At 74.4% G+C, this 25182-nt stretch carries 13 protein-coding genes; 3 read left to right on the plus strand and 10 right to left on the minus strand.

Annotated elements, in window-relative coordinates:
- Window positions 1-26: 26 nt before the first annotated feature.
- The 5 genes from AMK24_RS27810 to AMK24_RS33755 form a co-directional block, all read right to left on the minus strand.
- Entirely contained in the window at window positions 27-308 is a 282-nt protein-coding gene (locus AMK24_RS27810; RefSeq protein WP_073771651.1) for a hypothetical protein, read from the minus strand.
- A 231-nt stretch (window positions 309-539) separates the two neighbouring features.
- A complete protein-coding gene (locus AMK24_RS27815) occupies window positions 540-818 on the minus strand; it encodes a hypothetical protein (protein WP_073771652.1) in 279 nt (92 codons plus the stop codon).
- A 1-nt stretch (window position 819) separates the two neighbouring features.
- Window positions 820-2052 carry a hypothetical protein gene (locus tag AMK24_RS34350; RefSeq protein WP_199876515.1) on the minus strand — a complete coding sequence of 411 codons (1233 nt, stop codon included), beginning with the start codon at window positions 2050-2052 and terminating at the stop codon, window positions 820-822.
- A 59-nt stretch (window positions 2053-2111) separates the two neighbouring features.
- The gene (locus AMK24_RS27825; protein WP_242435268.1) at window positions 2112-2372 is read right to left on the minus strand and encodes a hypothetical protein; all 261 of its coding nucleotides are present in this window, start codon (window positions 2370-2372) and stop codon (window positions 2112-2114) included.
- 47 nt (window positions 2373-2419) lie between these two features.
- Complete coding sequence (locus AMK24_RS33755; RefSeq protein ID WP_143203733.1) at window positions 2420-2677, minus strand: hypothetical protein; 258 nt, start codon at window positions 2675-2677, stop codon at window positions 2420-2422.
- A 264-nt stretch (window positions 2678-2941) separates the two neighbouring features.
- Here AMK24_RS33755 and AMK24_RS27830 point away from each other — a divergent pair, with 264 nt between their 5' ends.
- Window positions 2942-3916, plus strand: coding sequence for a helix-turn-helix transcriptional regulator (locus tag AMK24_RS27830; protein WP_073771654.1), 975 nt, complete (start codon window positions 2942-2944; stop codon window positions 3914-3916).
- Window positions 3917-4375: 459 nt separating this feature from the next.
- The gene (locus AMK24_RS27835; RefSeq protein ID WP_073771723.1) at window positions 4376-4948 is read left to right on the plus strand and encodes a GNAT family N-acetyltransferase; all 573 of its coding nucleotides are present in this window, start codon (window positions 4376-4378) and stop codon (window positions 4946-4948) included.
- Between the two features lie 633 nt (window positions 4949-5581).
- On the opposite strand, the gene AMK24_RS27840 is transcribed toward AMK24_RS27835, so the two are convergent.
- Both AMK24_RS27840 and AMK24_RS27845 read right to left on the minus strand, forming a co-directional pair.
- Complete coding sequence (locus AMK24_RS27840; protein WP_073771655.1) at window positions 5582-6094, minus strand: DinB family protein; 513 nt, start codon at window positions 6092-6094, stop codon at window positions 5582-5584.
- Window positions 6095-6173: 79 nt separating this feature from the next.
- Window positions 6174-8588: a polysaccharide lyase 8 family protein gene (locus AMK24_RS27845; protein WP_073771656.1), complete on the minus strand. Its 2415-nt coding sequence runs from the start codon at window positions 8586-8588 to the stop codon at window positions 6174-6176.
- A 395-nt stretch (window positions 8589-8983) separates the two neighbouring features.
- On the opposite strand from AMK24_RS27845, the gene AMK24_RS27850 reads away from it, so the two are divergent.
- Window positions 8984-10117 (plus strand): substrate-binding domain-containing protein, encoded by a 1134-nt coding sequence (locus tag AMK24_RS27850; protein ID WP_073771657.1) that lies wholly within the window; start codon window positions 8984-8986, stop codon window positions 10115-10117.
- 292 nt (window positions 10118-10409) lie between these two features.
- Here AMK24_RS27850 and AMK24_RS27855 read toward each other — a convergent pair whose 3' ends face one another.
- From AMK24_RS27855 to AMK24_RS27865, 3 genes are all read right to left on the minus strand, one after another.
- On the minus strand, window positions 10410-11279 hold the full coding sequence (locus tag AMK24_RS27855) for a class II fructose-bisphosphate aldolase (RefSeq protein WP_073771658.1): 870 nt from the start codon (window positions 11277-11279) through the stop codon (window positions 10410-10412).
- 62 nt (window positions 11280-11341) lie between these two features.
- Window positions 11342-12229 carry an SIS domain-containing protein gene (locus AMK24_RS27860; protein ID WP_073771659.1) on the minus strand — a complete coding sequence of 296 codons (888 nt, stop codon included), beginning with the start codon at window positions 12227-12229 and terminating at the stop codon, window positions 11342-11344.
- Window positions 12230-12638: 409 nt separating this feature from the next.
- Window positions 12639-25124: a hybrid non-ribosomal peptide synthetase/type I polyketide synthase gene (locus AMK24_RS27865; protein WP_073771660.1), complete on the minus strand. Its 12486-nt coding sequence runs from the start codon at window positions 25122-25124 to the stop codon at window positions 12639-12641.
- Window positions 25125-25182: the final 58 nt, after the last annotated feature.

A 25182-nucleotide genomic window follows, 5' to 3' on the forward strand; every position in this document is an offset into this window, starting at 1 on the left:
GCACCCGCCCGCGCACGAGAACGGACTTACTGAAGGGTGGTGACGGTGACGCCCGCCGGCAGAGCCGCCTTGAACTCGTCCAGGTTCTGGAACGCCTGGCTGGTGATCTGCTCCTCGGTCGCCGGGTCGATGACCGCCTTGACGATCTTGCCGAGGACGCTGCGGAAGAGCAGCGGGTTCTCGAAGTAGCCCTCGAGGGCGGAGGAGAGGCTCTCCAGCGCGGCGCGGCCGGCCGGGTCGGTGACGTCGGCGGTGATGTTCTGGAGCTCGTTCTTCCAGGCGGAGGTCTCGGTGGCGGTGATGGTCATGTCAGCCTTCCTTCAGGAGAGTCGGTCGTGTGTGCCCGAGGCGGATCGCGTACTCCTCGTACGCGAAGCGCGGGCTGTGGACCATGTGGTGATACGGCCGGTCGTTACGTGACGAGCGGATGTGCCGCGCCCGGGCAGGCCGACGTCGGAGCCGGTGCCGCGGGTCTCCTGGACGTGCGCGCGGGTGGGTGCGTTGCGTGGCGCACCCACCCGTGCACGAGAACGGACCTGCTAGACGGTGGTGACGGTGACGCCCGCCGGCAGGGCCGCCTTGAACTCGTCCAGGTTCTGGAAGGCCTGGCTGGTGATCTGCTCCTCGGTCGCCGGGTCGATCATCGCCTGGGCGATCTTGCCGAGGACGCTGCGGAAGAGCAGCGGGTTCTCGAAGTAGCCCTCGAGGGCGGAGGAGAGGCTCTCCAGCGCGGCGCGGCCGGCCGGGTCGGTGACGTCGGCGGTGATGTTCTGGAGCTCGGTCTTCCAGGCGGTGGCCTCGGTGGCGGTGATGGTCATGTCAGGCTTCCTTTCGGTTGGTGAGCGCGATTGCCTGCGCCTCCATGCGCGCGAGCGCGTGGAAGGCAGGCCCAGGCAGGTAGCGGTCGCTGTCCTGCGTAGGTCTGCTGGGGCCGAGCTCGGCCTGGGTCGCAGTGGTGACGTCGCTGCCGAGCCGGTGCTCAGGACCCCAGGGGCGGTCGAGGAGCTCCATCTCGGCGCGCAGCCAGATGCGGCCGTGGCCGGTCAGCCGGTACCAGGTGCCGGGGGGAACCGTGACACCGATCGTGGGGTCACCGAGGTCGATGACCGAGTGCTCGCCGTCGGCGTGCACGATCTCGATCCGGGCGTCGGTGCTGCCGGCGAGCCAGGTGAGGCGGCGGCGGGAGTACTCGTGGCGCACGAACCGCTCGGGTGTGCCGTTGAGCCGGACTTCCCAGGCGTCCGAAGTGCAGGTGTCGGTCGAGGGCACCACGGTGAAGGACTCGGGCCCGGTCAGTACGAAGTTGTTCTCGCTGATCAGCCCGTGGGCGTCTTGCTTCACCTCGGCGACGCGCCAGTCCGGACGGACCATGGCGTAGGTGGACTCGCCGGCGATGGAGACGCGATAGCGAGCGGCGTACGCGTTGTGGGACAGGGCGTTCGTGCGCTGCGCCATCCGCGACATCAGCAGGTGCGCGGACACGGGCAGTCGGTGTCGGTTCGTCTGCACCACCGGGGCGGTGTCCGAGGTCCGGGGGAAGGAGATCAGGTCGTTGTCCGGCTCCCAGTGGGGGTTGGCGTCCGCGTACCACACCGGCTCGTCCCGGGTGACGACGCCGCCGAGACCGTCGAGGGTGTGCGCCACCCCTTTGGGGATGATGAGCACACGGTAGGGCGATACGGTCAACTCGATGGTGATCTCCGCACCGGGCCGGCCCACGTCGTTGCGGCAGTCGATGAGGTGGACGCTGATGTTCTGGCCCTCACCGAAGAAGGTCAGCCGGTCGTCCTGGCCGACGTGTATGCCGTAGGTGGAGTAGGTGAACTCCTGCTCGTGGGTGACGTAGTCGGTGATGCCGGGACCGGTGGTGATGCGGGTGATGCGGGCAACACCGTTGGTGCCGTCGCCTTCGGTGACGTTGGTGCTCTCCAGCCGAACGCCGGGAAGAGGGAAGTCCAGGTCGTTGACGTCAGCGGGAACCTGGAAGGTGCCGATGTGGTGTCGCTCGGCATTGCGGTCGAGAGCAGGCGGGGCGTCGGCTGTTTCGAGCATGGTTGTTCCTTTCTCGAGTCGGTCGAGCGGTGTTGCGCCAGGGCGCAGGTGCGAACCGGTCAGTCGGTGAGGCGCCAGGAGGCGAACGCCGGCTCATGGGAAAGGGCGCGCTCGCAAACGGCGCGGGCGGCGAGCAGGGCTTCGGCTTCGCACCCGGACAGGACGAAGAAGACGACATCGATATGGCCCTGGCGGGACCGCGCCCACACGTGCTCCACACCGTCGGCGGGCGTGCACTGCGCCATGAGGACTGCGGAGGGTGTTTCCAGGTCCTTGAGCACCCCTGGAGAACGGACCAGCCGCATAGTGATCATGTGCATCACAACCTCCTGACGCGCCCTCACCGGTGGGGGTGGGGCACGGGATGTCAACCGGCCCTGAGCGTGCCGCCGGGGCTCTTCGGGGCGCCCCAACCGAATCCGTCGTCGAGCAGCGTGCCGCCGGGGTTCTTCGGGGTGCCCCAGCCGAATCCGTCGTCGAGCGTCGTCTGCTGGGACCGCCGCCCGAACCCGTCGTCGGCCATCGCGTAGGGGGCGCCGTGTGCTTCCTGAGCAGCGGACGACGTGACACCGGCTGCGGTCAGGACCGCTATGGACGCGATGACCACTGCGATGGCTCGGGACATGACAATCCCACCCCTCGTTGACGACTGGTTTGGAGGAAATCTCCGCTACACCCTGGTTTCGGTGTGTTGCGGCCGATGACGTAAGACTCGCGCATGCAACCGGCCGTGTCACCGGGGGCTCGATGTCCTCAAGGTGCATGGCACCTTGGCGTCATGCGACCGGTAAGAGCGCAGTTCAAGACAGGCGAAGCGGAATGGAGACTTCCCGGGGACGCGTGTGGGAATGTTTTTGCTCGCAGGATTGAGCCGGTCCACGGAGGTGCCATGCTGCAGTCACTCGGGGTGTCGCTGAAGGCGGAAACCGTCTACCGAGCCGCACTCCAACATCAGCACCACGGGGTCTCCGCGCTGGCCACCACCACCGGGTTGACGGAAACCGAGGTCCGAACCGCGCTGGACGAGCTGGCCGAACTCGCACTGCTCAAGCCGTCCGCCCAGGTCGACGGGAAGCTCCGCCCCGTCAGTCCCGACGTGGGACTGGCCAAGCTTCTGGCGTCGGCGGAGGCCCAAGTGGCTTTGCAGCAGGCGAAAATGAAAGAAGCCCGTGCGGAGATAGCGGCCATCACCGCTGAGCACCAGCGCGCTTGGCCCTTCGACGGGGCCATCCGGCTCGACGGTCTGGATGCCATCCGAAGCCGCCTCGAGGAGTTGCAGCGCACCGCGGAGTTCGAGTGCCTCTCGCTCAATCCCGGTGGAGCTCACAAGCCCGAGGCCCGTCAGGCCGCCGGTCCGCTCAACGAGGAAGCCCTCAAGCGCGGCGTCACGATCCGCGCGGTATGCCAGGACAGTTTCCGCAACAACTCCGACACCCTCGCCTACGCGCGCTGGCTCGTGGAACTCGGCAGCGAGATGCGCTCCGTGCCGGCGGTCCCGATCCAGATGGTCATCGTCGACCGCCGGATCGCCCTGTTGCCGGTCCAGCCCGACGATCCCCGTGCCGGCGCTCTGGAGGTCCGCAGCCCCGCCATCGTGGCCGCGCTGCACGCGCTCTTCGAACAGGTATGGGAGAACGGGCTCCCCTTCGGTCAGCAGGTACCGCGAGACGAGACCGGGTGCACACCGGCGGAAAGGGAGCTCCTGCAGGGGGCGGCCGCCGGCGACACCGACGAGACCGCAGCGCGGAAGCTGGGGGTGTCCTTGCGAACCGTGCGCCGCATGATGTCCCAGCTCATGGAACGCCTCGACGCTGCGAGCAGATTCCAAGCAGGCGTCAACGCGGCCAAGCGCGGGTGGCTGTAGCCCCTACGGTGACCATGAAGACCTCGTCGAGAGTTCCAGGCCCGCGCCGAGGTGAAGCACTGCACACCGGCTGCCGTGCAGGAACCGGCCGATCGAAAGGCGGCGTTGAACAAGAAGCCGGCTGATGCGACGGAAGCCTCGGCCAGGGAACGCGCCGTCACCGCCGCACTGCGCCGGATCACCGCCGAACTCGACCTGGAGCTAGGCCAGGCCCGCGAGGAACTCGGGCGATCCGGGAAGGCCGCCCGTCTCCCCGCTCCGCGGCGACCAGCGCGTCGGTGACCGTACTTTCGAACCGAAACTGCGAGCCGAAAGCGGCCGAGGCATGCCCGGGTTCGGCAGTCCTCGCACAGCGACTCGTCCGGCGGCAGGCGCTGGTGAGCCGGGAGGCGGGACGGGGGTGCTGCGGGGCACAACCCACGTGCGGACCGGCCTGCCCGCGTGATAGTCCTCCTGACCGTGGAGGATCTCGTGACAGCGCGGCTCGTACTGCATCCCCTGTCCATCCCCGAAGCGCGACGACTGGTGATGGGTGCGGCGGGCGAGCGTACCCACGGGGAGCCGTGGGCGCCCGGATACCCGGATGAAGGCGATGTGGCGGGCGCCAGGCGGTTCTTGCGCAGCTGTGCGAGCACCGGCGACCCGCAGCCCTTCGGCCCGTACGAGATCCGGCGCCGGCAGGACGGGCTCGCCGTCGGCGGTGTGGCCTTCCACGGCCTTGCCGACGACAGGGGGATCGTCACCATCGGCTACGGCCTGGTCCCCTCGGCACAGGGCAGGGGATACGCCACCGAAGCGCTCCGGGCACTGCTGGAGTTCGCCCGCGCCAACGGCGTGAAAGGGGTGAAGGGCGACACAGATCAGCAGAATGTCGCGTCCCAGCGAGTGATGAACGCCGTGGGCATGTGCTTGGTCGCGCAGGATGACCGGCTCAAGTACTACCGGATCTCCTGGCCCGACGGGCCTGCCACCGCCGTACCCGGCGACGCCGAGCCGAGTGGAGAGCCGAGCGGTCCTGCCGCACCGGGGTGACGGGGCGGCAGGACACCTCGCTGTTCACCTGGGTCCGGTCTGGCCCACAGCTCGATCACGGCCTGGCCGTATCCGTGCTCGTACTGCTCGGAGGCCGGGCGGCCGGGCCGCTCCGGAATCCGAACCAGGGCCCGCTTCAGCCGGCGGTCGGCGCCGTCGTACCGGGCTCGGAAGGGCACTCGGCCGTGCACGGCCACGTCGTTGTCCACCACCAGGGCGTCCCCGGGTTCCAGAACGACGTCGGGGGACGCCCGCACCAGCGCCTCCTCCAGCCGCCGGCACGCCGCACGGCAGGCCTCGGCCGAGCGGTCCCCCTGGGGCAGGCCGGGTCGAAGCGCAGAGTGAGCCCCTCCGGGGATTCCCGCGGCGTGTGCAAGGGGGAAGGCGTCCGTCCAAGCGTGGTGAAGCCGCTTGCCGGTGGAGCCGGCAAGGGCGTGTCCATACCACCCGGGCGCCGGCCCTCCGCCGCTGGACCGGCTTCAGCCCGCCGGCGCCACGATCGCCCCCCCGGGACGCCGTGGCGCTCCAGGAGACCGGCGACGAAGCGGTCCGTCCCGTCGTCTCCACGGGCGGAGCCGGCGGCTCCGGTGGCGCGGGAAGGCCCCGCGTGCGGCGGGGTCCGCTCCCGCCGGTTCAGGCCCCCACCGTCCCGTCCACGCCCTCCCGGAGCAGGTCCGCGTGGCCGTTGTGGCGGCCGTACTCCAACAGCACGTGCACCATCACCATCCGCAACGAGACCTCCTTCTCCCAGCGCGGCTGACGCCCCACCAGGTCCAGCGACGCCGCCTCCCGCTCGATCCGGCGCGAGTTCTCCACCTCCGCCTGCCAGGCGGCGAACGCCTCGGCCCGGGTCGCGGTGCTCGCGTCGTACGCGGCCTGGAAGTCGAAGGGTTTCCGCGACCAGACCATCGGGGCCGATGCGTCCTCGAACACCCTGCGGAACCAGGCGCGTTCCACCTCCGCCAGATGCCGTACGAGCGCCAGCAGCGACAACGTGGAGGGCGGCATCGACCGCTCGCGCAGCTCCTCGTCGTCCAGTCCCGCGCACTTCATCGCCAGGGTGTCCCGCTGGTAGTCGAGAAAGGCCCGCAGCGTTTCGCGCTCGCTCCCCAGCAGCGGAGGTGCGATCCGGTCATCGGTCGTCATGATGTTCCCCAGTCCGTGTGCAGGCCGACAGTATGACCGGGCGGCGTGCGGCCCGCGCCGGGCGGGCCGCACGAGCGGCTCAGGACAGTCGCACCTTGATCGTCTGGGTCGCTCCGCGCGTCCCGGAGAGATCGCCGAAGACGAGGCGCAGCGCGGCCCCCGTGGTCGCCGACGCCACCGTCGCAGGCTTCGACACCACCGAGGCGACGGCCCGGTCCCAGGTCAGGGTCAGACTCGTCCGCATCCGCATCGGGTCGCTCACGCACACGGTCGCCGTTCCGTCGGCGTGCTCGGTGACCATCACCGAGCACGGGGCGTCCGCCACCAGCGGGCCGACCCTCCCGCCGAACCAGAAGTTGACCGCGGTCAGCCCCAGCGAGGGCACCGCCACCCCCTGCTGGTCGGCCGTGTTGGCGAGCACCCGCGACCAGCCGGCGTCCGCCGCCCGCGCCGCCGTCCGCTGTTCGGACGCGCCGGGCAGGAGCTGGTACGCGTACGCGGCGTTCGACGGGTCCTTGCCGTGGTCGAACCAGAGGGTGAGGTACTTCCGGGAGACCGGGTCCGTGGAGCCCCCCGTGTTGATGTCGCGCCACCGTCCCGTCCGGTTCTCCCGGAGCGCCTTCACCGTGGCCCCGCCGGGGAACACGTAGCCGCCGTGCCCGGCCAGATGTGCCCAGGACGCGCCGGTGAGCGTCGCGGACCAGGGGACCGTGAGGGGTTTGGCCGAACCGTCGACGGTGAAGGGGGCGTTGCCGACCGGGCCGAGGTTGCGGTTGTCGACGGTGGTCTCCACGGTCGCGCCGTCGCGGCTCTGGACGCCCGCCCCCAGGCACACCACGGTGTCGTCGAGGAAGAACCACGACTTCTTCGCCGTCAGCGTGCTGGACAGGCCCTTCAGGTACTGGCCCACGGCGGCGCGTTTCCTGTCGGTGACCCCGCCGACCCAGTTCACATCGGGGAGGGAGGCGCCCCAGTCGCCGCCCGCGCCGTTGGCGAGCACCTTGCGCGAGGCGGTGGTGCCGGGCAGCCGGTAGGGATCGACGGTCGGCCAGAAGGCGTCGCTGTACTGGCCGTTGGCGAAGGTGTCGCCCCACCAGGAGAGCATCCCCGAACCGGTGTGCCAGCCGCGCAGGTTCTCGCCGTTGCCGGTCTCGTAATAGGTGATCCGCCGGTCGGCCATGCTCAACGACGCCGCCCACCCCGGACGGCGGTGCGTGGACCGTGCCATGTCGGGGAAGAGGCGGTGGCCGTCCGGCTCGGGGACCGGGGTGAGGGAGGGGTCGTCCAGGACGTTCTTGACGCGGGCCAGCGCGGTGAGCCCCAGGGAGGGGTTGCTCAGCGGCGGACTGTAGTAGTCGCGCTGTGCCCAGCCCTTGACCAACGACCGCCACCGGGTGTTCTCGGCGGCCGACGCGCCCTGCCCCAGCAGCACGATGGAGGCGAGTATCGGGTGTCCGCGCCGGTGGTCGTCGCTCTCGCCGCGGCTGATGGCGCGCCCCGCGACGGCGTCCATGGCGAGACCGTTGAAGAGGAACGGGGCCCAGGCGTTCTCCACCGCGTCGAAGACCACCTGCCGCTTGGGGTCGGTGACCTCCCAGGCGCTGCCTTTCAGCAGCGCGAACAGCATGCCGAGCCCGCCGAGCATCACCGATCCGTAACTGCCGGTGTAGGGCACGGTGGTGTGCTGGATGAACGAGCCGTCGGCGTAGAGTCCGTCGCCCTTGGTCACCAGCGGGAAGACGGGGGACAGCGCGTCGCGGGCCAGCGCGATCTTCGCCGCCGTCCCTCCGACGACTCCGCGCAGGGCCAGCACCCGGCACAGGTCCACCCGGTTCGCCCCGGTGCTGGTCCCGGTGTACGAGGCGACGGCGGAGTCCGGTACGAAGTGGTCGACGGCGGCGCAGTAGCGCGCGAGCCGTTCCGGGGCGATGGCGTCGTACATCAGCACGCACACGTCCAGAAGGGCCTGCGGTGCGCCGATCTGCCAGCTGTACCAGTTGCCGTAGCGGGTCTGGCCGTCGTGGTAGACCTGCGAGCCGAGGTGCTCCAGGCCGGTGAGTACGGCGTCGCGCAGGGCGGTGTCCCCGGTGAGGCCGGTGCCCTGCTGACGGTAGGCCTGGGCCATGGTGCTGAGCCGGGTGAAGCTGTCGGCCATGCGGCCCGAGAAGCCGTAGCTCTCGGCGTCCGTGTCCGGGTCCGGGTCCGCGAACACGTCGTCGGGCCACAGCGAGCCGTCCACGGGGGCCATGGCCTCCAGCAGGTTCCGGGCCTTCGTGCCGAGGTCGGCGAGGCGGCTCTTGAAGGGTTCGGCGGTCGGGCTGAAGCCCTCGCCGAGGATCAGCGCGCTCCAGGTCGTGCGGAGCGCGGCGTACGGGTCGGCGGCGGGGGAGGTGGAGGACGGGACGGCGGACGCGGGTGGCGTCAGCGCGGTGCCGGCGGCGGTGAGCGCCGCGGAGGCGGCCAGGAAGGTGCGGCGGGACCAGGCAGAAGTCATGGGGAGAGCTCCGGGTCGGGGTGGCGTGTCTCCGGCGGGGGTGCCGGCGCGCGGGGGCGCCGAACTGATCCCGGGGTCCGACTGTTCTGAGCGGGCGGGCACTTTCTAGCAGCCGTCGGACGATCCGCTCAATGACTATGGCCGAATTGATCGTGTCGATCGTTTCTCGGGCGCAAGGGGGGTGCTGCGTCCGAACCGGCGTGCGCGGGCTCACGCACAGGTGAAAAACCGATCAGATCGTTTTGAGCGAATGTGATCGATAGGGTGGGGTCAGGGTGGACGGGCCCCGGACGGCAGCGTCCGGCCCGGAAGCCGGACGGTCGGCCGGAGCGGCGCCGGCCGTCTCCGGGAGACCGTCGGGCCCAGCCCAGCCGTATCCGAGCCAAGGGGGATCCATGCGACTGCACGTCGACCAGCGCCACGAGCGTGTGCTCGAACTCGTCCGTGAACACGGCAGCCTTCGCGTCGCCGAACTCGCCCGGGAGCTCGGCATGTCCGCCGTCACCCTGCGCCGGGACGTCGAGGCGCTGGCCTCCCGGGGGCTCGTGGAGCGGCTGCACGGGGCGGTGGTGTGGCCCTCCGGACAGCCGCGGCCCGCCCGCGCCGCCGGGCTTCCCGCCGCGGGGCTGGTGGTGGGCATGGTGGTGCCCACCACCGAGTACTACTACGCGGACGTCGTGCGCGGCGCCCGGGAGGCCGTCGAGGCCGCGGGCGCCCGACTGACGATCGGGCTCTCCCGCTACCTCCCCGACGAGGACGCCGCTCAGGCCCGCCGCCTGCTGTCCACCGGCGCCGACGGGCTCCTGCTCACCCCGAGTTGGGAGCGCGGCTGCCCGGAGCCGGGTGAGGGGCTGTGGGCGGCGGAGCAGGAGACCCCGGTCGTCCTGGTGGAGCGCTCGGCGCCCCTGGGGCATCCGGCGGCGCGTCTGGACCGGGTGCGTTCGGACCACGCGCACGGCGCCGCCGAAGCCGTCGCGCACCTGGCCGGGCTCGGGCACCGCGCGATCGCGCTCGCCGTGCAGGACAGCCCGACCGCGCCCCGGCTGCGGGCCGGCTACCGGGCCGCGGTCCGGGCGCTGGAGCTCACCCCGGTGACGGCGTCGCCGCTGGACGGCACCCCGTCGCGGTCGGAGGCCGACCGTTTCGAACGGACGCTGGAGTACCTCTGCGAGGGCGTGGCGAGCGGCGAGGTGACCGCCGCGATCGTGCACAGCGACGCGGACGCCATCGTCCTCATCCCGCGTCTCCAGGCCCGGGGCGTCCGGGTGCCCGAGGACCTGGCGGTGATCGCGTACGACGACGAGGTCGCCGGCCTCGCCGACCTGCCGCTCACCGCCGTGGCCCCCGACAAGCGCGCCGTGGGGGCCGCCGCCGCCCGGCTCCTGCTGTCCCGCCTCGGGGCGGCGGAGCCCGCTACGGGGGGCGCCGGGGCGGAGGCCGCGGGCGGGAGCCGTGCCGCTCGCCGGCACCTGGACATCCTGCCCGTGCTGCGGGTCCGGGTCTCCTGCGGTGCGGAAGCCGCCTCCTGACCGTCCGTCCGGCCGGAGAAGTTCCGTGCCCGGAGAGCCGTGCCCGCGGCCGGCGGGCCGCGCCGGAGAGGGCCTTCCCCGCTCCTTGTCCCAAGCCCGCCGCCCGGCCGGGCCTCCCGCCCGAGGGCTGCCCCGCGGCCGGGAGCGGCCCGACGGGGATCGCCGCCGCCGAGGCCGCCGACTGCCGACGGCGATCCCGGCGGCGCCCGGCGGACCCGCCGCCCCGGGACGGCGGGTCCGCCGGAACCCGCCTCCCTGCTGCGCGAGCAGGGGCCCCGGCGTCCTCGCGGCGTCAGACGGCGTGCGCGCGCCCCGACGGCAGCAGCGAGATCATCCGGGCGACCGTGGCCGCCATCGCGTCCCGCCCGTCCGCCAGGTACCGGCGCGGGTCCACGCTCCGGTCGTCCCGGGCCAGCCGCTCCCGTATCGCACCGGTCATCGCGATGTTGAGCGCGGTGCCGATGTTCACCTTGCGGATCCCGCCCGCCACGGCCCGGGACAGCTCCTCGTCGGAGGCTCCGGACGAACCGTGCAGCACCAGCGGGACCGGCACGGCCTCCCGCAGCCTGCCCAGCAGGGCGTGGTCGATGACGGCGTCCCGCGAGGTCATGGCGTGCGAGGTGCCGACCGCCACGGCCAGCGCGTCGACCCCGGTGGCCGCGACGAACGACCGCGCCTCCTCGGGGTCCGTACGGGCGCCGGGGGCGTGGGCGTCCAGCGCCGGTTCGCCGTTCTTCCCGCCGACCTGCCCGAGTTCCGCCTCCAGCCACAGCCCCCGCTCGTGCGCCCAGACGACGGCGTCGCGGGTGGTCGCCAGGTTCTCGGCGTACGGCAGCCGGGCGGCGTCGAACATCGCCGAACTGAAGCCGCAGTCCGCCGCCCGGTGCAGCAGTGCGGTCGACTGCACGTGGTCGAGGTGCAGCGAGACGGGGACGGCGGCCTGGGCCGCCACCTCCGCGGCGGCGCGTGCGAGCGGACGCGGCCTGCCCCGGTGGTAGGCGACCGCGTTCTCGCTGATCTGGAGGATCACCGGCGAGCCCGCGGCCTCCGCGCCCTCGGCGATGGCTTCCGCGTGCTCCAGGGTGATGACGTTGAAAGCGGCGACCGCGCGCTGCTGCGCGTCGGCCTCGGCGATCAGGTCGCCGGTGGCGGCGATGGGCATGGTGACTCCGGGGTGGGGAACGAGGTGCCGAGGGCGGGGGAGGGGGAGAAGCGTCCGGGCCGTCAGGCCGGGGTGCTGAGGATGACCGAGCGGGTGAGGTGGCGCGGCCGGTCCGGGTCGAGACCGCGGGCGTCGGCGACGGCCAGCGCCAGACGCTGCACCCGCACCAGCTCCGCCAGCGGGTCGAGGCCGCCGGCCACCCAGCGCGCCCCGGTCGCGTGGACCTCGTCCATCAGCCCGGAGGGGGCCTCCCCGAGCATCCACGTCGCGGTGGAGCGGGTGGAGATGCTGATCGGACCGTGCCGGTACTCCATCGCCGGGTACGCCTCGGTCCAGGCCAGCGCCGCCTCGCGCATCTTCAGCGCCGCCTCGTTGGCAAGCCCCACGCTCCAGCCCTGCCCGAGGAAGGTGAACTGGCTGCACTCCACCAGACCGGCGGGCAGCGGCTCGGCGAGCGCCACCTGGGCGTCCTCGACGACCGCGTCGGTGTGCAGGCCCAGGTGGGCGCGGAGCAGGGTCAGCGCCGAGGTCGCGAAACGGGTCTGCACGACGGACTTCTCGTCGGCGAACTCGAGCACGATCGTGTCGTCGGCCAGGGCGGCCATCGGGGTGTCGGGGTCACCGATGACCACCGTGCGGCGGGTCGTGCCGCCGATCCGTGCGAGGAGTCCCAGCACCTCCGTCGTGGTGCCGGAGCGGCTCAGCGCCACGACCCGGTCGTACGGCCGTCCGGCCGGGAACTCCGAGGCGGCGAACGCGTCGGTCTCGCCCTGGCCGCTGCCCTCCCGGAGGGCCGCGTACGCCTGGGCCATGAAGTACGAGGTCCCGCACCCCACCACGGCGATGCGCTCCCCGGCCGCCGGCAGCCGGTGGGCGAGTCCGTCCGCCATCCCGGCGGCCACCTGCCAGCACTCGGGCTGGCTGGCCAGCTCCTGAGCCACGTGCGTCATCTGTTCTCCCTGTCCCGGCGTCATAGATGCTCGAATCTGCATTTTAGGCGCGCATTTCAAGCAATATCAAGCAGGTGCGGGGTCCGGGCTCTCCAGCGCGTACGGGCACCCGAGCACCGCCGCCACCCGGCCCACGGGGCGCCCTCCGGGGAAGGCGGTCGGCGGCAGTGCGCGGTCATGCGCGCGACCGGCCCCGACGAATACTTCCGCACACGGCGGCGGCACCGGTTCGGCGATCCGGTGGTACGGCGCGGCCCGCGCACCCGGGCGGCGCCTCCGGCGCCCCGCCCACGGCGCACCGCGCGAACGGCGTCGCGGGCACGCCGGGGGCGGGGGCCCGGCCGCGGCGGACCGGCCCCCGGCGCCTCGTCGAGGGCGTCCCCGCCCGCCCGGCGGGAGGACGACGAACCTAATCCCGACCCGTGACCACCCGATCGAGCCCGTCCACGTCGATGGTGCGGGTCAGAAGGTGCAGGGGCGCTGCCCGGGTTCCCGTCGCCTCCGCCGCCTCCCAGTAGGCCAGGCCGGTGGCCGCGTCGACCAGGCCCCGGACGAGCGGCACAGCGGCCCCCGAGGCGTGGAGAAGGGACTCGAGCCGACACGACGCGATGGTGTCCGGCACCATCGGCCGGGCCAGGTATCCGGCGACCGCCGCGGCCGGCAGACCCGCTGCCGCCTGCCGTCGGACCGGCCCCACGCTCAGCAGCCCGCCGCCGACGATCAGGACGTCCTTCACCCGGTCCATCCGGTCGAAGGCCCGCGCCGTGTCGAAGCAGTGCGGGAACGAGTCGTCGACCACCGCCGTGCCCGGCGCCAAGCGGTCGACGTCCAGGAGTGCGCCGCCCCCGCCGACCGCCGCGACGATCAGACCGGCTTCGTACACCGCGTCGGGAAGTCCGTGGCCCGACTCGACCACCTCCACGTCCTCGACGAGGCGTCGCTCCAGCAGGCTGTCGGCCAGTTCCTTCAGCCGCGGTCCGCTGCCCGGCGCGTCGCAGAGCAGGAGGCGGGCCACCGGCCGCGGGGCGCGGCCGAGCAGCAACTCCAGCGAGGAGGAACCGATCGACCCCAGCCCCACGAACGCGACGGTGAGAGCGTCCAGCCGCCGCCCGGTCGCGTCGAGCACGGCGTGCACGGTACGGACGACGGACACGACGGTCGCCGCGTGACCGGTGGTGAGAGCGGGGGCGGTCCCGGAGGGGCCCAGTTCCCGCAGGACGTCGAAGCCGTAACCGGTGAGGGAGGGGATCATGCCCGCCAGGGACACGGCCCGCGCACCGTGCGACGCGGCGAGCTCCACGCCCCGCGTCGTGTGCCCGAGCAGGGGCGCGCCGGGGGCGAGTTCGTCCGCGAACACCGGCACGCACACGAAGCCCGACCGGCCCAGCGGAGTGCTGATCGTCTCCAGGAGCCGGGGCCGCCCGGCCGGAAACAGCAGAGCCCGCAACTCCTCGCGCGGCAGCGCCGCTTCGGGCAGACCCGCCATCCGGGCGAGGTCGGCGGGGGACGGTGGATAGCCGATGAGCGCGGCATCCATCCGCTGGTCCGAACCCTCGACCGGCCGGTCCGGGTACACCTCCGGCCGGTCCGGGAACACCTGCCGCCGGCCTGGGCACGCCCCCGGCCGGCCCCGGTCCGAGTGCCGCGGGTGCTCCGGACCGCCCGGACCGCCCGGACCGCCCGGACCGGAGGCCCCGGCCGCGGTCGCCGCCGCCAGACCGTCGCGTACCGCCTCCGCGAACGCGGCCAGCGCGCTCGGGGTGAACGCGGTCGCCGAGCCGCGCACGGTGATCCGCAGCCGCCCGTCTTCCGGCGCGGCCGCCAGGAACACGTCCGTACCGGCCGGGGGCGGCGTGAAAGCGCTGTCACCGTCCTCCGGGGTGACCGTCAGCGTCCGGCCGCTCCTGGGACCGAGGGCGGAGAAGTCCAGGTAGGTGAAGAAGAACTGCGAGGTCAACGGCAGTCCGTTGGGCAGCGACGGCACGGCCCCCTCGTACGTCCGCGCCTCGGTGGCCTCGGCGGCGACGCGCCGTAGGTCGTCGTCGAAGCCCGCGTCCTCGGGCCGCCCGGACCCCGGACCCGCCGGGCGCAGGGGGACGGCCGTGGCGAACGGCCCGAACACCCGGTGCGCGTCGGGCAGGGCGTGGTCCCGGCCGCTCACCGCGAGTCCGAGCACGAGATCCGCCCGGCCGGCCACCGCGGCGAGCGCCCGGTAGTAGGCGGTGAGCACGGGGAGGTAGAGGCTCGACCCGCTGTGCGCGGCGGCGAGCTCGCGCAGCGCCCCCACCTGCCCGATGTCGAGCGTGAAGCCGTGGGTGTGGAAGAGCGGTCGCGGGTGGGGGAGCCGGGCGGCGCCGGCGGAGCTTGCCGTACCGGCGGAGAGGACGGGCGGCGTGTAGGGCGCGCTGAGCCGCGCCCACCGGCTTTCGCCTTCCGGGGAGCCCCCGCCCGGGAACCCGTCCGCGTCGGCGCCCGTCCGCCGGGCGAGGCGCTCGGCGTGGTCGTGGAAGGTGCTGCGCAGGGGGGCCGGGGCCGGCTCGCCGCCGTCGGCCAGGGCGTCGTAGACGGCCGTCAGCTCGCGTATCAGGAGGGCGGCGCTGTAGCCGTCCCCGATGATGTGGTGGGCGTGCACCACCAGGACGTGTTCGTCGGGCGCGTCGGTGAGCACCCGCAGGCGCAGCAGGGGCCAGGCCCAGGGTTCGAAGCGGCGGGCCCGCTCGCCGGCGATCCGCTCCTCCACCTGATCCGGTCCGGTGAGGACCTCGAAGTCGACCGGCAGGCGCAGCGAGGGCGCGAGCTCCTGCTGGACGGCCGGACGCGCTCCCGCGGGGAAGACGGTACGCAGCATCGGGTGACGGAGGACGAGCGTGTCCACCGCCCTCTGGAAGCGGGCGGTGTCCAGGCGACCGTGCAGCCGCAGCCGGGTGAGCCAGGACGAGGTCGCGCCCGGGGCGATGGCCTCGGCCAGCAGGAAGCCGCGCTGGGTCGGGGTGAGCGGGAAGGGCTGGGGGCCCGCATCCGGGCGGCGGCCCGCGGAGCGGTCGGGCGCCTCGTCCACCGCCTCGCGCCCCCCGGCAGCGGCGCTCGGCGCGCCGGCCGCCTCCGCTTCCGCGTCCAGGGCGGAGGCGAGGCCCGCGAGCGTCCGGTGACGGTAGACCACGGTCGGCCGCGGGAGCGGCCCGCCCTGCTTCTCTAGTCGGGCGAACACCTCCAGCACGAGCAGGGAGTCGCCGCCCAGGACGAAGAAGTCGTCCTCGCGGCACACCTCGTCGGTGCGGAGCACCGCGCACCAGACGGCGGCCAGCCGGACCTCGGTCGGCGTACGGGGCGCGGTGCGCGGCGCCGTACGGACGTCGGGGGCCCCCGCGCCGGCTTCGGTGGCAGCCGGGGCCGTGCCGGGCGCTTCCCGCAGGTCCAGGAGCGCGCGGCGGTCGATCTTGCCGGTGCCCGTCAGCGGCATCCCGCCGACCCGGGTGATCCGCGACGGCAGCATGTACGGCGGCAGCGACGTCGCGAGATGGCGCCGGAGCGCCGCGGCGTCCGCGACGCCGGGCCCGGGCCCGGGGGTCACGAAGGCGATCAGGCGTCCGTCCCGCACGAGGACGACGGCGTGGGCGACCTCCGGATGGGTCTGGAGCACCGCCTCGACCTCGCCCGGCTCGACCCGGTTGCCACGGATCTTCACCTGGTCGTCCAGCCGCCCGAGGAACTCCAGGACGCCGTCCTCACCGCACCGCACCCGGTCGCCGCTGCGGTACCAGCGGCGACCGTCCCGAACCGTGAACGCCGCCTCGGTCAGGGCCGGTTCGCCGAGGTACCCCGGCGTCAGGCCGATGCCGGAGATGAGGAGTTCGCCGGCTTCGCCGGGCCTGCGGCGCTCCCCGTCGGGCCCGACGACCATCACCCGCGCACCCAGGACGGGGCGGCCGATCGGGAGCCGCCGCACCTCCTCGCCGGGCCGGGCGCGGATGATGTGGCAGCTCGTGTTGACGGTCGCCTCGGTCGGACCGTACAGGTTGGCGATCCGGACGCCGTCGCCGAAGAAGTCGAACCAGCGGCGGACGTGGGCCGGGGACAGCGCCTCGCCGCCGACGTGGACCCACCGCAGGGCGGACAAGTCCGGTCGGGGAGCGCCGCGCCGCACCCGTTCCTCGGCCGCGCCCAGGAGCTGTTCCCAGAGGGTGGGCACGGAACTCCAGACGGTGATCCGCCCGCGCTCGACGTGCGTCAGCAGCCGGTCGGGATCGCGCAACAGCTCCCAGGCGACGGTGACCACGGTGGCGCCGACGAGCAGCGGGGCGAGGAGCTGGCGGACGGAGGCGTCGAAGCAGGGCGACGCGGTCTGGGCGAGCCGGTCGTGCTCGTGGTACCCGAAGGCGCCGATCGCCCAGTCGAGGTAGTTCTCCATCGACCGGTGGGTGATGGGCACGGCCTTGGGCCGCCCGGTGGACCCGGACGTGAAGATCACGTAGGCGATGCCGTCGGCGTCGACCGGACTATCGGGTACGGGGTCTTCGTCGGCCGGCGGAGCGGGCGCCGGAGCCGAACCCGCCGGGACGAGGCCGCCCGCGGTATCCGTCGCGCCCCGGGGCGGGCGGGTCGCGTCGTCGACGGAGACGAGGGCCACGTCGCCGAGCGACGCGCCCACCGCCCGGGTGGCCGCGTGGCACAGGACCGTACGGGCCCCCGACCGCGTGAGCTGGTCCACCAGGCGTGCGGGCGGATGGCCGGCGTCCAGCGGCACCCACCCTGCCCCCGCGCGCAGCGCCGCGACGACCGCCACGACGGTGTCGGCGCCGGGTTCGGTCAGCAGACCGACCAGGCTCCCCGGAGTCACCCCGCCGGCCAGCAGGGCGGCCGCGAGGGAGTGGGAGGCGCGGTCGAGCCCGGCGTAGGTCAAGGTGGCGTCGCCGGTGTCGACGGCGACCGCGTCCGGTGTGGCCCGGAACCGTTCGACCAGCCGCCGTACGAGCGTGGCGCTCCCGGCGTCCGGGCGGGGGTCGCGGTCCGCGTCGGGGACCGGCGCCGGGGAGCCGGGCCCCTCGCCCCCGGCGGCGGACGGCTGCCGTTCGGACGGGCCGGGCTCCGGCCGGGCCGCGGGAGGGGAGGGGGCGCCGGGCCGGACCAGAGCGGCCAACGCCTCCCGGAAGCCGCGGTCCAGCCGGTCCACCGTCGTGGCGTCGAAGAGCCGGGCGGGGAAGTTCCACGAGAAGCGCAGGACGGACTCGTCCTGCCAGCACAGCAGGCTCAGGCGTGTCGCGGCGGTGGCGGTGCCCGCGGCGGTCGGCCGCACCCTCACCGGGCACCGCTCGTCGAGAGCGACGGGGAAGCGCGAGAAGCTGAAGCCGGCCGGTGACACGGTCCGGGGCCCGGCCCCGGCCGGGTCGGGCGGCAGCAGGCGGGCCAGGTCCAGCCCGGTGGGGCTCGCGTGCCGCTCGCTCTCCAGCCAGACGGCCGCCAGCCGTTCGGCCAGCGCCTCCACCGGCTCCTCCGGTTCGGTCGAGCACAGCAGGGGAAGGGAGTCGGCGAGCGGCCCCACGAGACGGTCCAGGACCGCCCCGCGGTGGTCCCGCCGGGCCCGGGCGACGTTCACCGCGATGTCCCGCTGACCGCTCCAGCGGGCCAGGCAGCGCACGTGGACGGCGAGGAGCAGGTGGAACAGGCTCACCCCGCAGGCGGCGGCCCGCTCCTCCAACGCGGCGGTCAGCGCCGCGTCGAGGGCGCTCTGACGGGAGGCCACGGGCGCCGTGGGGAGGGCGGAGGGGTCCCCGTCGTACGGCAGGCGCAGCGGCTCGCCCCGGGAGGCCAGCCGCTGCGCCCAGTACCGCCGGTCGGCGTCGAGAGCCGTGGAGCCGCCGGTGGAGGACCGCTCGGCGGCGGCAGCGGCCGCGTATCCGGCGAAGTCGGTGTCGAGCGCGGGCAGGCGCGCCTGCTCGCCGTGGACGAGCGCGGTGTAGAGCGTCCACAGCTCCCCGGCCAGGACGTTGAGGCTGTAGCCGTCCCCGGCCGCGTGGTGGACCACCAGCACCAGGTGGGACAGCTCCGCGCTCTCGCGGGCGAGGAGGGCGCGCACGGGCGGCTCGGCGGAGAGGTCGAACGGCCGGTTGCGCAGGTCCGCTTCCCACTCCTCGACACGGCCGGGAAGCTCGCGGACCTCGTACCAGTCGCCGAGCGCCGCGGGCGGCGCGACGTACTGCGTCGGCCCGCCCCCGGCGGTTCCCCCGCTGTCGATACGGATCCGCAGCATGGTGTGCCGATCGGCGAGCGCGGCGAGCGCGCGGCCCAGGACGGCGGTGTCCAGGGGGCCCCGGACGGTCTGCCGGACATAACCGTGGGCCGGAACGTCCGGGTGGAGGCGGCTGCTGGTGTGCAGGGCCAGTTGGACGGGGGTGAGCGGGAAGGAGCGCCCCTCGGGCACCGGGGCCGGGGCGGGGGAGGAGACGGCCGCCGGGGGGCGGGAGGGGGCGGTGTCGAGGTACGCGGCCAGTTCGGTGATGGTCCGGTACTCGAAGAAGAGCGTGGCGGGCAGGGTCGTGCCCCGTTCCCGTTCGAGCTGCCGGACGAGGTCGACGGCGGCGAGCGAGTCGAGTCCGAGGGCGAGGAACGGCTCGTCGTCGGGGATCGCGGAGTCGGGCAGGCGCAGTGCCGAGGCCAGCAGCCGACGGAGAGACGCGGCGGTGGGGCCGGGGGCGGCCGTCCGGCCCGTCCCCCGCGGACGCGTGCCGGCGGCGGAGGTCCGGTGCGAGGCGGCCGGGACGCTCGCGGGGGGCGCGCCCGTGAGGCCCGTCCCGGGGGCCGGCGGCACGGCGGGCGCCGGTCGCGGTGACGGCGACAGGTCGGCGAGCAGGAGTTGCGCCGTATCGACGCCGCAGGCCGTACGGAGCGCGGCCAGCGCGGGAGAGAGGTCCACGGGCTGGCTTCCGCCGCTTCGCACGCCGGGGGAGCCCGCCCCGGGGCCGAAGCCCGCCGCCATGCCCGTCCCGGTCACCGCCGCGAGGTTCACGGAGAGCCAGCGCCGGCCCGCGCGCCGTTCCGAGGCGGCGAACGCGTCGAGGAAGGCGTTGGCCCCCGCGTAGTCGCCCAGCGCGCCCGCCAGGCCGGGCAGCACGGCGCTGACGGAGGAGAACGCGACGCGGACCGCCGGGTCGAGCCCGTACCGGCGCAGGGCGAGCGAGAGCAGCAGGGCGCCGCGCGTCTTCGCGGCGAGGGCGTCCCCCGTCTCCTCGGCGCGCCGGTTCCGCAGGGTTCCCGGCCGCACCACGCCGGCCGCGTGGAAGAGGGCGTCGAGGCGGGGCAGTTCCGCGACGAGCGCATCGACGTCCCGCTCCACCGAGACGTCGGCCACCCGGTAGTGGACGGTCGCACCCAGGGCCCGCAGCTCCTCGGCCAGCCCTGCGGGAAGCCGCGGGGAGCGCCCGGTGAGGACGAGGGCCGGACGGCCCCGGCCCGCGAGTTCCCGGGCGAGCGCGGCGCCGATTCCGCCGCCGCCCCCGGTGATGAGGAAGGTGCCGTCGGACGGCAGCGGCCACCGCGCCGCGGCGGCGTCCGCCAACGGTACGCAGCGGCGGGTGAGCCTGCGTCCGCCCCGCCAGGCGACGCTCACGGTCCCTCCCGGAACACGGTCCGCTCCCAGCTCGGCGAGGACGGCGGCCAGGCGCTGCGCCGGGGTGTCGGCCGAACAGAGGTCGACGGCGGTGGCGACCGCGCCCGCGGTCTCCTGCGGCAGAGCCATCAGCAGGCCCCCGAGGACGGCGTGGGCGGGACGCGGCCGCTCCCGCACGGCCCCGGTGGCGTGCACGTCCTCGGTCAGCACCAGCAGCCGGTCCGCGCCGGTCTCGTCGAACCGGGCCAGGGCCTCGTCGAAGGCGGCCACCGCGGCCTCCTGGGCCCGGCCGAGGGCGTCGGCGGTGTCCTGGGCGGGGGCGGGCCCGGCCACCAGGACCACGGCGTCCGGCGGCCCGTCGCCCGGCGCGTGGCTGTGGACGCCTTCGGCGCGGAGCCGGGAGGCGAGCCGGTCGACGGAGGCGGCGTCGGGCCCGGTCAGCAGCACCGACCGCACGGACCGCGCCGCCGCGGCGGGCAGGGTGTCCTCCTCCCACACGACCCGGTGCAGCAGGGGCTCGGCGGGTGGATCGGCCCAGTACCGGCTGCGCTGGAAGGGGTAGGTGGGCAGCGGAATCCGGCGGTGCCCCGCGTCGAGCGCGCTCCGGTCCAACGGAACGCCGAGCGACCACAGGCGCCCCACGGTTCCCAGAAGGTCCTTGCTGCCGCCGTGCCCGTCGACGGGCACGCCCGCGGCTTCCGCCCCCCCGGCGGAAGGGCCTGGCAGGGCGCACAGCACCGTGACCGTACCCCGGTCCGCGCCGCCCGCGTACGCCTCCGTCGCCGCGCGGACCGCACCCGACAGCGTCGCGCCGTGTCCGACCTCGACGAAGGTGTCGTACCCCTCCGCGGCCAGACGTTCCACGGCCGCCCCGAACAGCACCGGGCGTTCGGCGTGGTCGCGCAGGTGCTCCGGGCCGAGGACCGGCTGCCACTCGGCCGTGACGGTGCTCATCAGCGCGACGGACGGGGTCTGCGGGACGAGCGCCCGCGCCGCCTCGGCGAGCGGCCCGGCGATCGGACGCATCAGGGGCGAGTGGAAGGCCCGGGAGACGCGCAGACGGCGCGTCGCGACGCCCTGGGCGTCGAGGTCGTGCGCCGCGCGTTCCACGGCGGACACGCTCCCGGAGAGGACCTGGAGGCCGGGACCGTTGTACGCGGCCACCGTCAGCGCCCCGGCGGACCCGGCCACCGCGGCGGCGACGGCCTCGTCCCCTCCGAGCACGGAGAGCATGGCTCCCGGCTCGGTGAACCCGCCCATGAGACGGCCGCGTTCGACCGCGAACCGCAGGGCGTCGGGCAGCGTCAGCAGCCCGCCGGCACACGCGGCGGTGATCTCCCCGACGCTGTGGCCGGCGACCGCGTCCGGCTCCACGCCCCAGGCGCGCAACTGGCGGGCCAGCGCCACCCCGGAAGCGACCAGGAGCGGCTGCGCCACCTCCGTCGCCGCCTGCGCGGCCGGGCCCGCACCCAGGTCCAGACCCCAGTCCAGCAGGGTCCGGCCGCAGACGGGGCCCACGAGTGCGGACGCCTCGTCGAACGTCTCCCGGAACACCGGGGCCGTCCGGTACAGCGCCCGGTCCCGGCCGGGGGACTGCGTGCCCTGCCCCGGGAAGAGGAACGCCACGCGCGGCCGGGACCGGACGACGCTTCCGACGTGCCCGGGGGCCCCGCCCGTCGCGGCAGAGGCCGCGGTGACGGCGGCGAGCCGCTCCCGCAGGTCACCGTCCGCGACGACCGCGAGCCGGTGGGGCCCCTCGTCCCGGGCGGTGCTCGCCGTCCGGCAGACGTCGCCCTCGCGCACGTGCGGACGGTTCTCCAGGTGCTCGGCGAGCCGGGCCGCCGCGTCCCGCAGCGCACCCCCGCTCCGGGCCGAGAGGGTCAGCAGATGAGGCCCCCCACCCCCGGCTCCCCCCGCCGGCGGCGGGGCCGGGGCGGCCACGAGCGGAGCCTGTTCGAGAACGGCGTGGGCGTTGGTCCCGCCGAACCCGAACGCGTTGATCCCCGCGACCAGGGGCGTGGCCGACGTCCACTCCCGGGCCTCGGTCACCACCGAGAAGCCGGCGGGGGCGAGGCCCGCCGAGGGCGCCGCGTGGTGCAGCGACGGCGGCAGCCTGCGGTGGCCCAGGGCCAGCACGACCTTCACCAGGGAGGGCAGCGCGGCGGCGTTCAGCAGATGCCCGATGTTCGTCTTCACCGAACCGAGCAGCCGGGGTTCGCCGTCGGGCCGTACGGGAAAGGCGTGGGCCAGCGAACGCAGTTCGATCGGGTCTCCCACGGCCGTGCCGGTCCCGTGGGCCTCGACGTAGGTCACCGCGGCGGGGTCCACGCCCGCCGCCTCGTACGCCCGGGTGATGACCTCGCGTTGGCGCAAGGGGTTGGGGGCCATCAGACTCATCGACCGGCCGTCGTTGTTGACGGCGGTGCCCCGCACCACCGCGAGCACCGGGTCGTCGGCGAGCCGCGCCGCGTCCAGGCGCGTCAGGACGAGCGCCGCGCCCCCCTCGCCGGGTACGAAGCCGTCGGCGTCGGTGCTGAAGGCGCGGCTGCGCCCGGTGGGGGACAGGGCCCCGGCCTCTTCGAGCAGCCGGTGCGCGGACGAGGTCAGGTGGAGGTTGACCCCGCCGACGACGGCGAGGTCGCACTCGCCGTCCAGCAGGCTGCGCCGGGCCAGATGCAGCGCCACCAGCCCCGACGAACAGGCCGTGTCCACGGCGAGCGCGGGACCGTCGAGATCGAGGCACTGGGAGACCCGGGCGGCGATGAGGGAAGGAAGGTTCCCGGTGAGCGCGGTGGGCAGGGGAGAGCCGTCCGCCGCCGCCCGGTCCAGAACCTCCCGGTAGCCGCTGTCGCCGACCGCCGCGAACACGCCGATCCTGCGATCGCGCCGCCGCGGACCCGCGTAGCCGGCGCGTTCCAGGGCCTCGTGCGCGAGTTCCAGGAAGAGCCGCGCCTGCGGATCGAGCGCCCGCGCCTCCTCCGCCCCGATGCCGAAGTACCCGGCGTCGAAGGCGGCCGGATCCTCCAGGAGCGCCGCCCACCGCGTCCGGTCGCCGTGGCGGTCGCGGGGATCCTCGCCCCAACGCCCGTACGGTACGGAGGCGACGGCGTCGCGCCCTTCGACGAGCAGGTCCCAGAACGCCTCGGGGGTGTCGGCCCCGGGAAAGCGGCACGCGAGGCCGATGACGGCGGCGGAGCCGACGGCTCCGGAGCCCTCGGGGGAGGCGGTGGCGGAGCGGGAACGGGGAGCGGTGGCGCGAGCCCCGGTCGCCCCGGCCGACGGGGTGGCCATCCCTCCTGTTCCCGGAGCGTGGGAGGGGGGAGCGGCGGCAGCGGCCCCGGGTGCGATCCTCGTCAGGTGGTCCGCGAGCGCCGCGACCGTGCCGTGGTCGCGGATGACCGCCGGCGGCAGCGTCACACCGAACGCGTCCTCCAGCGCCACCAGGACCTCCATCGCCTTGAGCGACGTGCCCCCGAGGCTCCCGAACGGCTCGTGCGACCCGATCGACGCGGCGGGCCGTCCCAGTACCCGGCTCCAGACGCCCCGGACCGTCTCGACGGTCTCGGCACGACCCCGCGGCGCCGCCGCGACCGAGGAGCCGCCGCCCGCCGCGACGGGGGGACCGCCGTCACCCGTGACGACCGCGCCCGCCGCCGGCCCGCGCACGCCCCGCTCGTGCGCGGCGAACTCGCCCGCCTCGAAACGCTCCCGCAACCGCCGCCGCTGCAGTTTGCCGCTCGTCGTACGGGGAAACGCGCCGGGCGGCAGGGCCAGCACCCGTACGTCGTCATGGAGCAGCGCCTCGCCCACCCGCGCCGCCACGCGTGCGAGCACCTCCGCCGCCCCGTGCGGGGGCCGCGCCCAGGGGACGAACACCACGACGCGCTCCGCGCCGCTGACCGGGTCGGTCGACCCGACCACCGCCGGGGCCCCGGACGGCAGCCCGGGCGTCGCCGCCACGACCTCTTCCAGGTCCGGGGCGTGGAAGGTGCGGCCGTTGAGGAACAGCACGTCCTTGTGGCGGCCCGTGACGCACAGCCGCCCGTCCCGCAGGAACCCGAGGTCACCGGTGCGCAGCCACCCCCCGGCGAACACCTCCGCGCTCACGGCCGGAAGCCCGTGGTAGCCACGGGCCAGTTGGGGACCGCGCACCATGATGTGCCCCACCCGCCGGTCCCCGAGGACGGCCCCCGCGTCGTCGACGACGCGCACGGAGCAGTCGGCCACCGGTCGGCCGACGTCCATCAACTCCACGGCTCCTTCGCCCGGTTCGGCGTCGACCGCCACGCCGCGGCTCAAGGAGGCCCGGTCCAGGACCAGCGGCTCGGCCACTTCGCCCGGCGGCGGGAAGGTCACCGCCAAGGTCGCCTCCGCCAGGCCGTACACGGGCTGGGCCGCCGCCGGGTCCAGCCCGGCAGGCCGGGTCTTGAGCGCGAAGGCACGCCACACCGCGGGCGCGATCGGCTCCGCCCCGACCAGGAGCAGCCGTACGGCCGAGAGGTCCAGGCGGGCAAGGGCCTCGTCGGGAACCCGGCGTACGGCCAGCGCCAGGGCGAAGTTGGCCGCGGACAGGACGGTGCCCCGGTGCCTGGCCGCCGCCTCGAACCACAGGCCGGGCCGCTTGGCGAACGACAGCGGGCCGATCTTGACCTGCCGGGCGCGTGCGGCCAGCGGGGCGAGATGCGTGCCGATGAGCCCCATGTCGTGGAAGTACGGCATCCAGCTGACCACCACGTCGTCCGCGCACAGCGCCGAGGCGTCCCGTATCTGCCGCAGGTTGGCCAGCACCGCGCCGTGCGTCACCTCCACCCCCTTGGGCGCGCCGGTGCTGCCCGAGGAGAACTGCACGAACGCGACGTCCTCGGGCCCGGCGGCGACCGGCTCCCGCAGCTCCGGACCCTTCCGCAGGGCGTCCAGGGTCAGGACCACGGCGCCGGCGGGGAACGCGTCGGCCGGCGACACGGTCGCGGCGTCCACGACGACGGGCGGCCGGCCCAGGTGTTCCCAGACCGGCAGGACCCGGCGGGCGTCCGGAGCCAGCGGAACCGGAACGAGGCCGGCCGCCACCGCGCCCCAGAACAGGGGCTGGAAGTCCTCCCCGCGGTCGGCGAGCAACGGCACACAGGTCCCCGGCGGCACCCCCGCCTCCCGGAAGCCGCCCGCCACCCGCACGGCCTCGTCCAGGAGTTCGCGCAGGGTGACCGTCAGCTCGCTCCCGTCACCGCGCACATGCACGACGGTCTGTCCGGGGGCGTCACGGACCGCGTCCAGCAGTACATCCAGCAAGGTCATGGGGTGCTCCACCGGTCGATCGATCCGTTCCTCGGAGAATGATCTTAAAAACGGACGG

This window comes from Streptomyces sp. CB02366, assembly GCF_001905905.1.
In the GTDB taxonomy this organism is placed as follows: Bacteria; Actinomycetota; Actinomycetes; order Streptomycetales; family Streptomycetaceae; genus Streptomyces.

Coding starts and splice junctions, on each gene's coding strand:
- AMK24_RS27810 (WP_073771651.1), bottom strand. CDS start 308: ATGACCATCACCGCCACCGAGACCTCCGCCTGGAAGAACGAGCTCCAG.
- AMK24_RS27815 (WP_073771652.1), bottom strand. CDS start 818: ATGACCATCACCGCCACCGAGGCCACCGCCTGGAAGACCGAGCTCCAG.
- AMK24_RS34350 (WP_199876515.1), bottom strand. CDS start 2,052: ATGCTCGAAACAGCCGACGCCCCGCCTGCTCTCGACCGCAATGCCGAG.
- AMK24_RS27825 (WP_242435268.1), bottom strand. CDS start 2,372: ATGCACATGATCACTATGCGGCTGGTCCGTTCTCCAGGGGTGCTCAAG.
- AMK24_RS33755 (WP_143203733.1), bottom strand. CDS start 2,677: ATGTCCCGAGCCATCGCAGTGGTCATCGCGTCCATAGCGGTCCTGACC.
- AMK24_RS27830 (WP_073771654.1), top strand. CDS start 2,942: ATGCTGCAGTCACTCGGGGTGTCGCTGAAGGCGGAAACCGTCTACCGA.
- AMK24_RS27840 (WP_073771655.1), bottom strand. CDS start 6,094: ATGACGACCGATGACCGGATCGCACCTCCGCTGCTGGGGAGCGAGCGC.
- AMK24_RS27845 (WP_073771656.1), bottom strand. CDS start 8,588: ATGACTTCTGCCTGGTCCCGCCGCACCTTCCTGGCCGCCTCCGCGGCG.
- AMK24_RS27850 (WP_073771657.1), top strand. CDS start 8,984: ATGCGACTGCACGTCGACCAGCGCCACGAGCGTGTGCTCGAACTCGTC.
- AMK24_RS27855 (WP_073771658.1), bottom strand. CDS start 11,279: ATGCCCATCGCCGCCACCGGCGACCTGATCGCCGAGGCCGACGCGCAG.
- AMK24_RS27860 (WP_073771659.1), bottom strand. CDS start 12,229: ATGACGCACGTGGCTCAGGAGCTGGCCAGCCAGCCCGAGTGCTGGCAG.
- AMK24_RS27865 (WP_073771660.1), bottom strand. CDS start 25,124: ATGACCTTGCTGGATGTACTGCTGGACGCGGTCCGTGACGCCCCCGGA.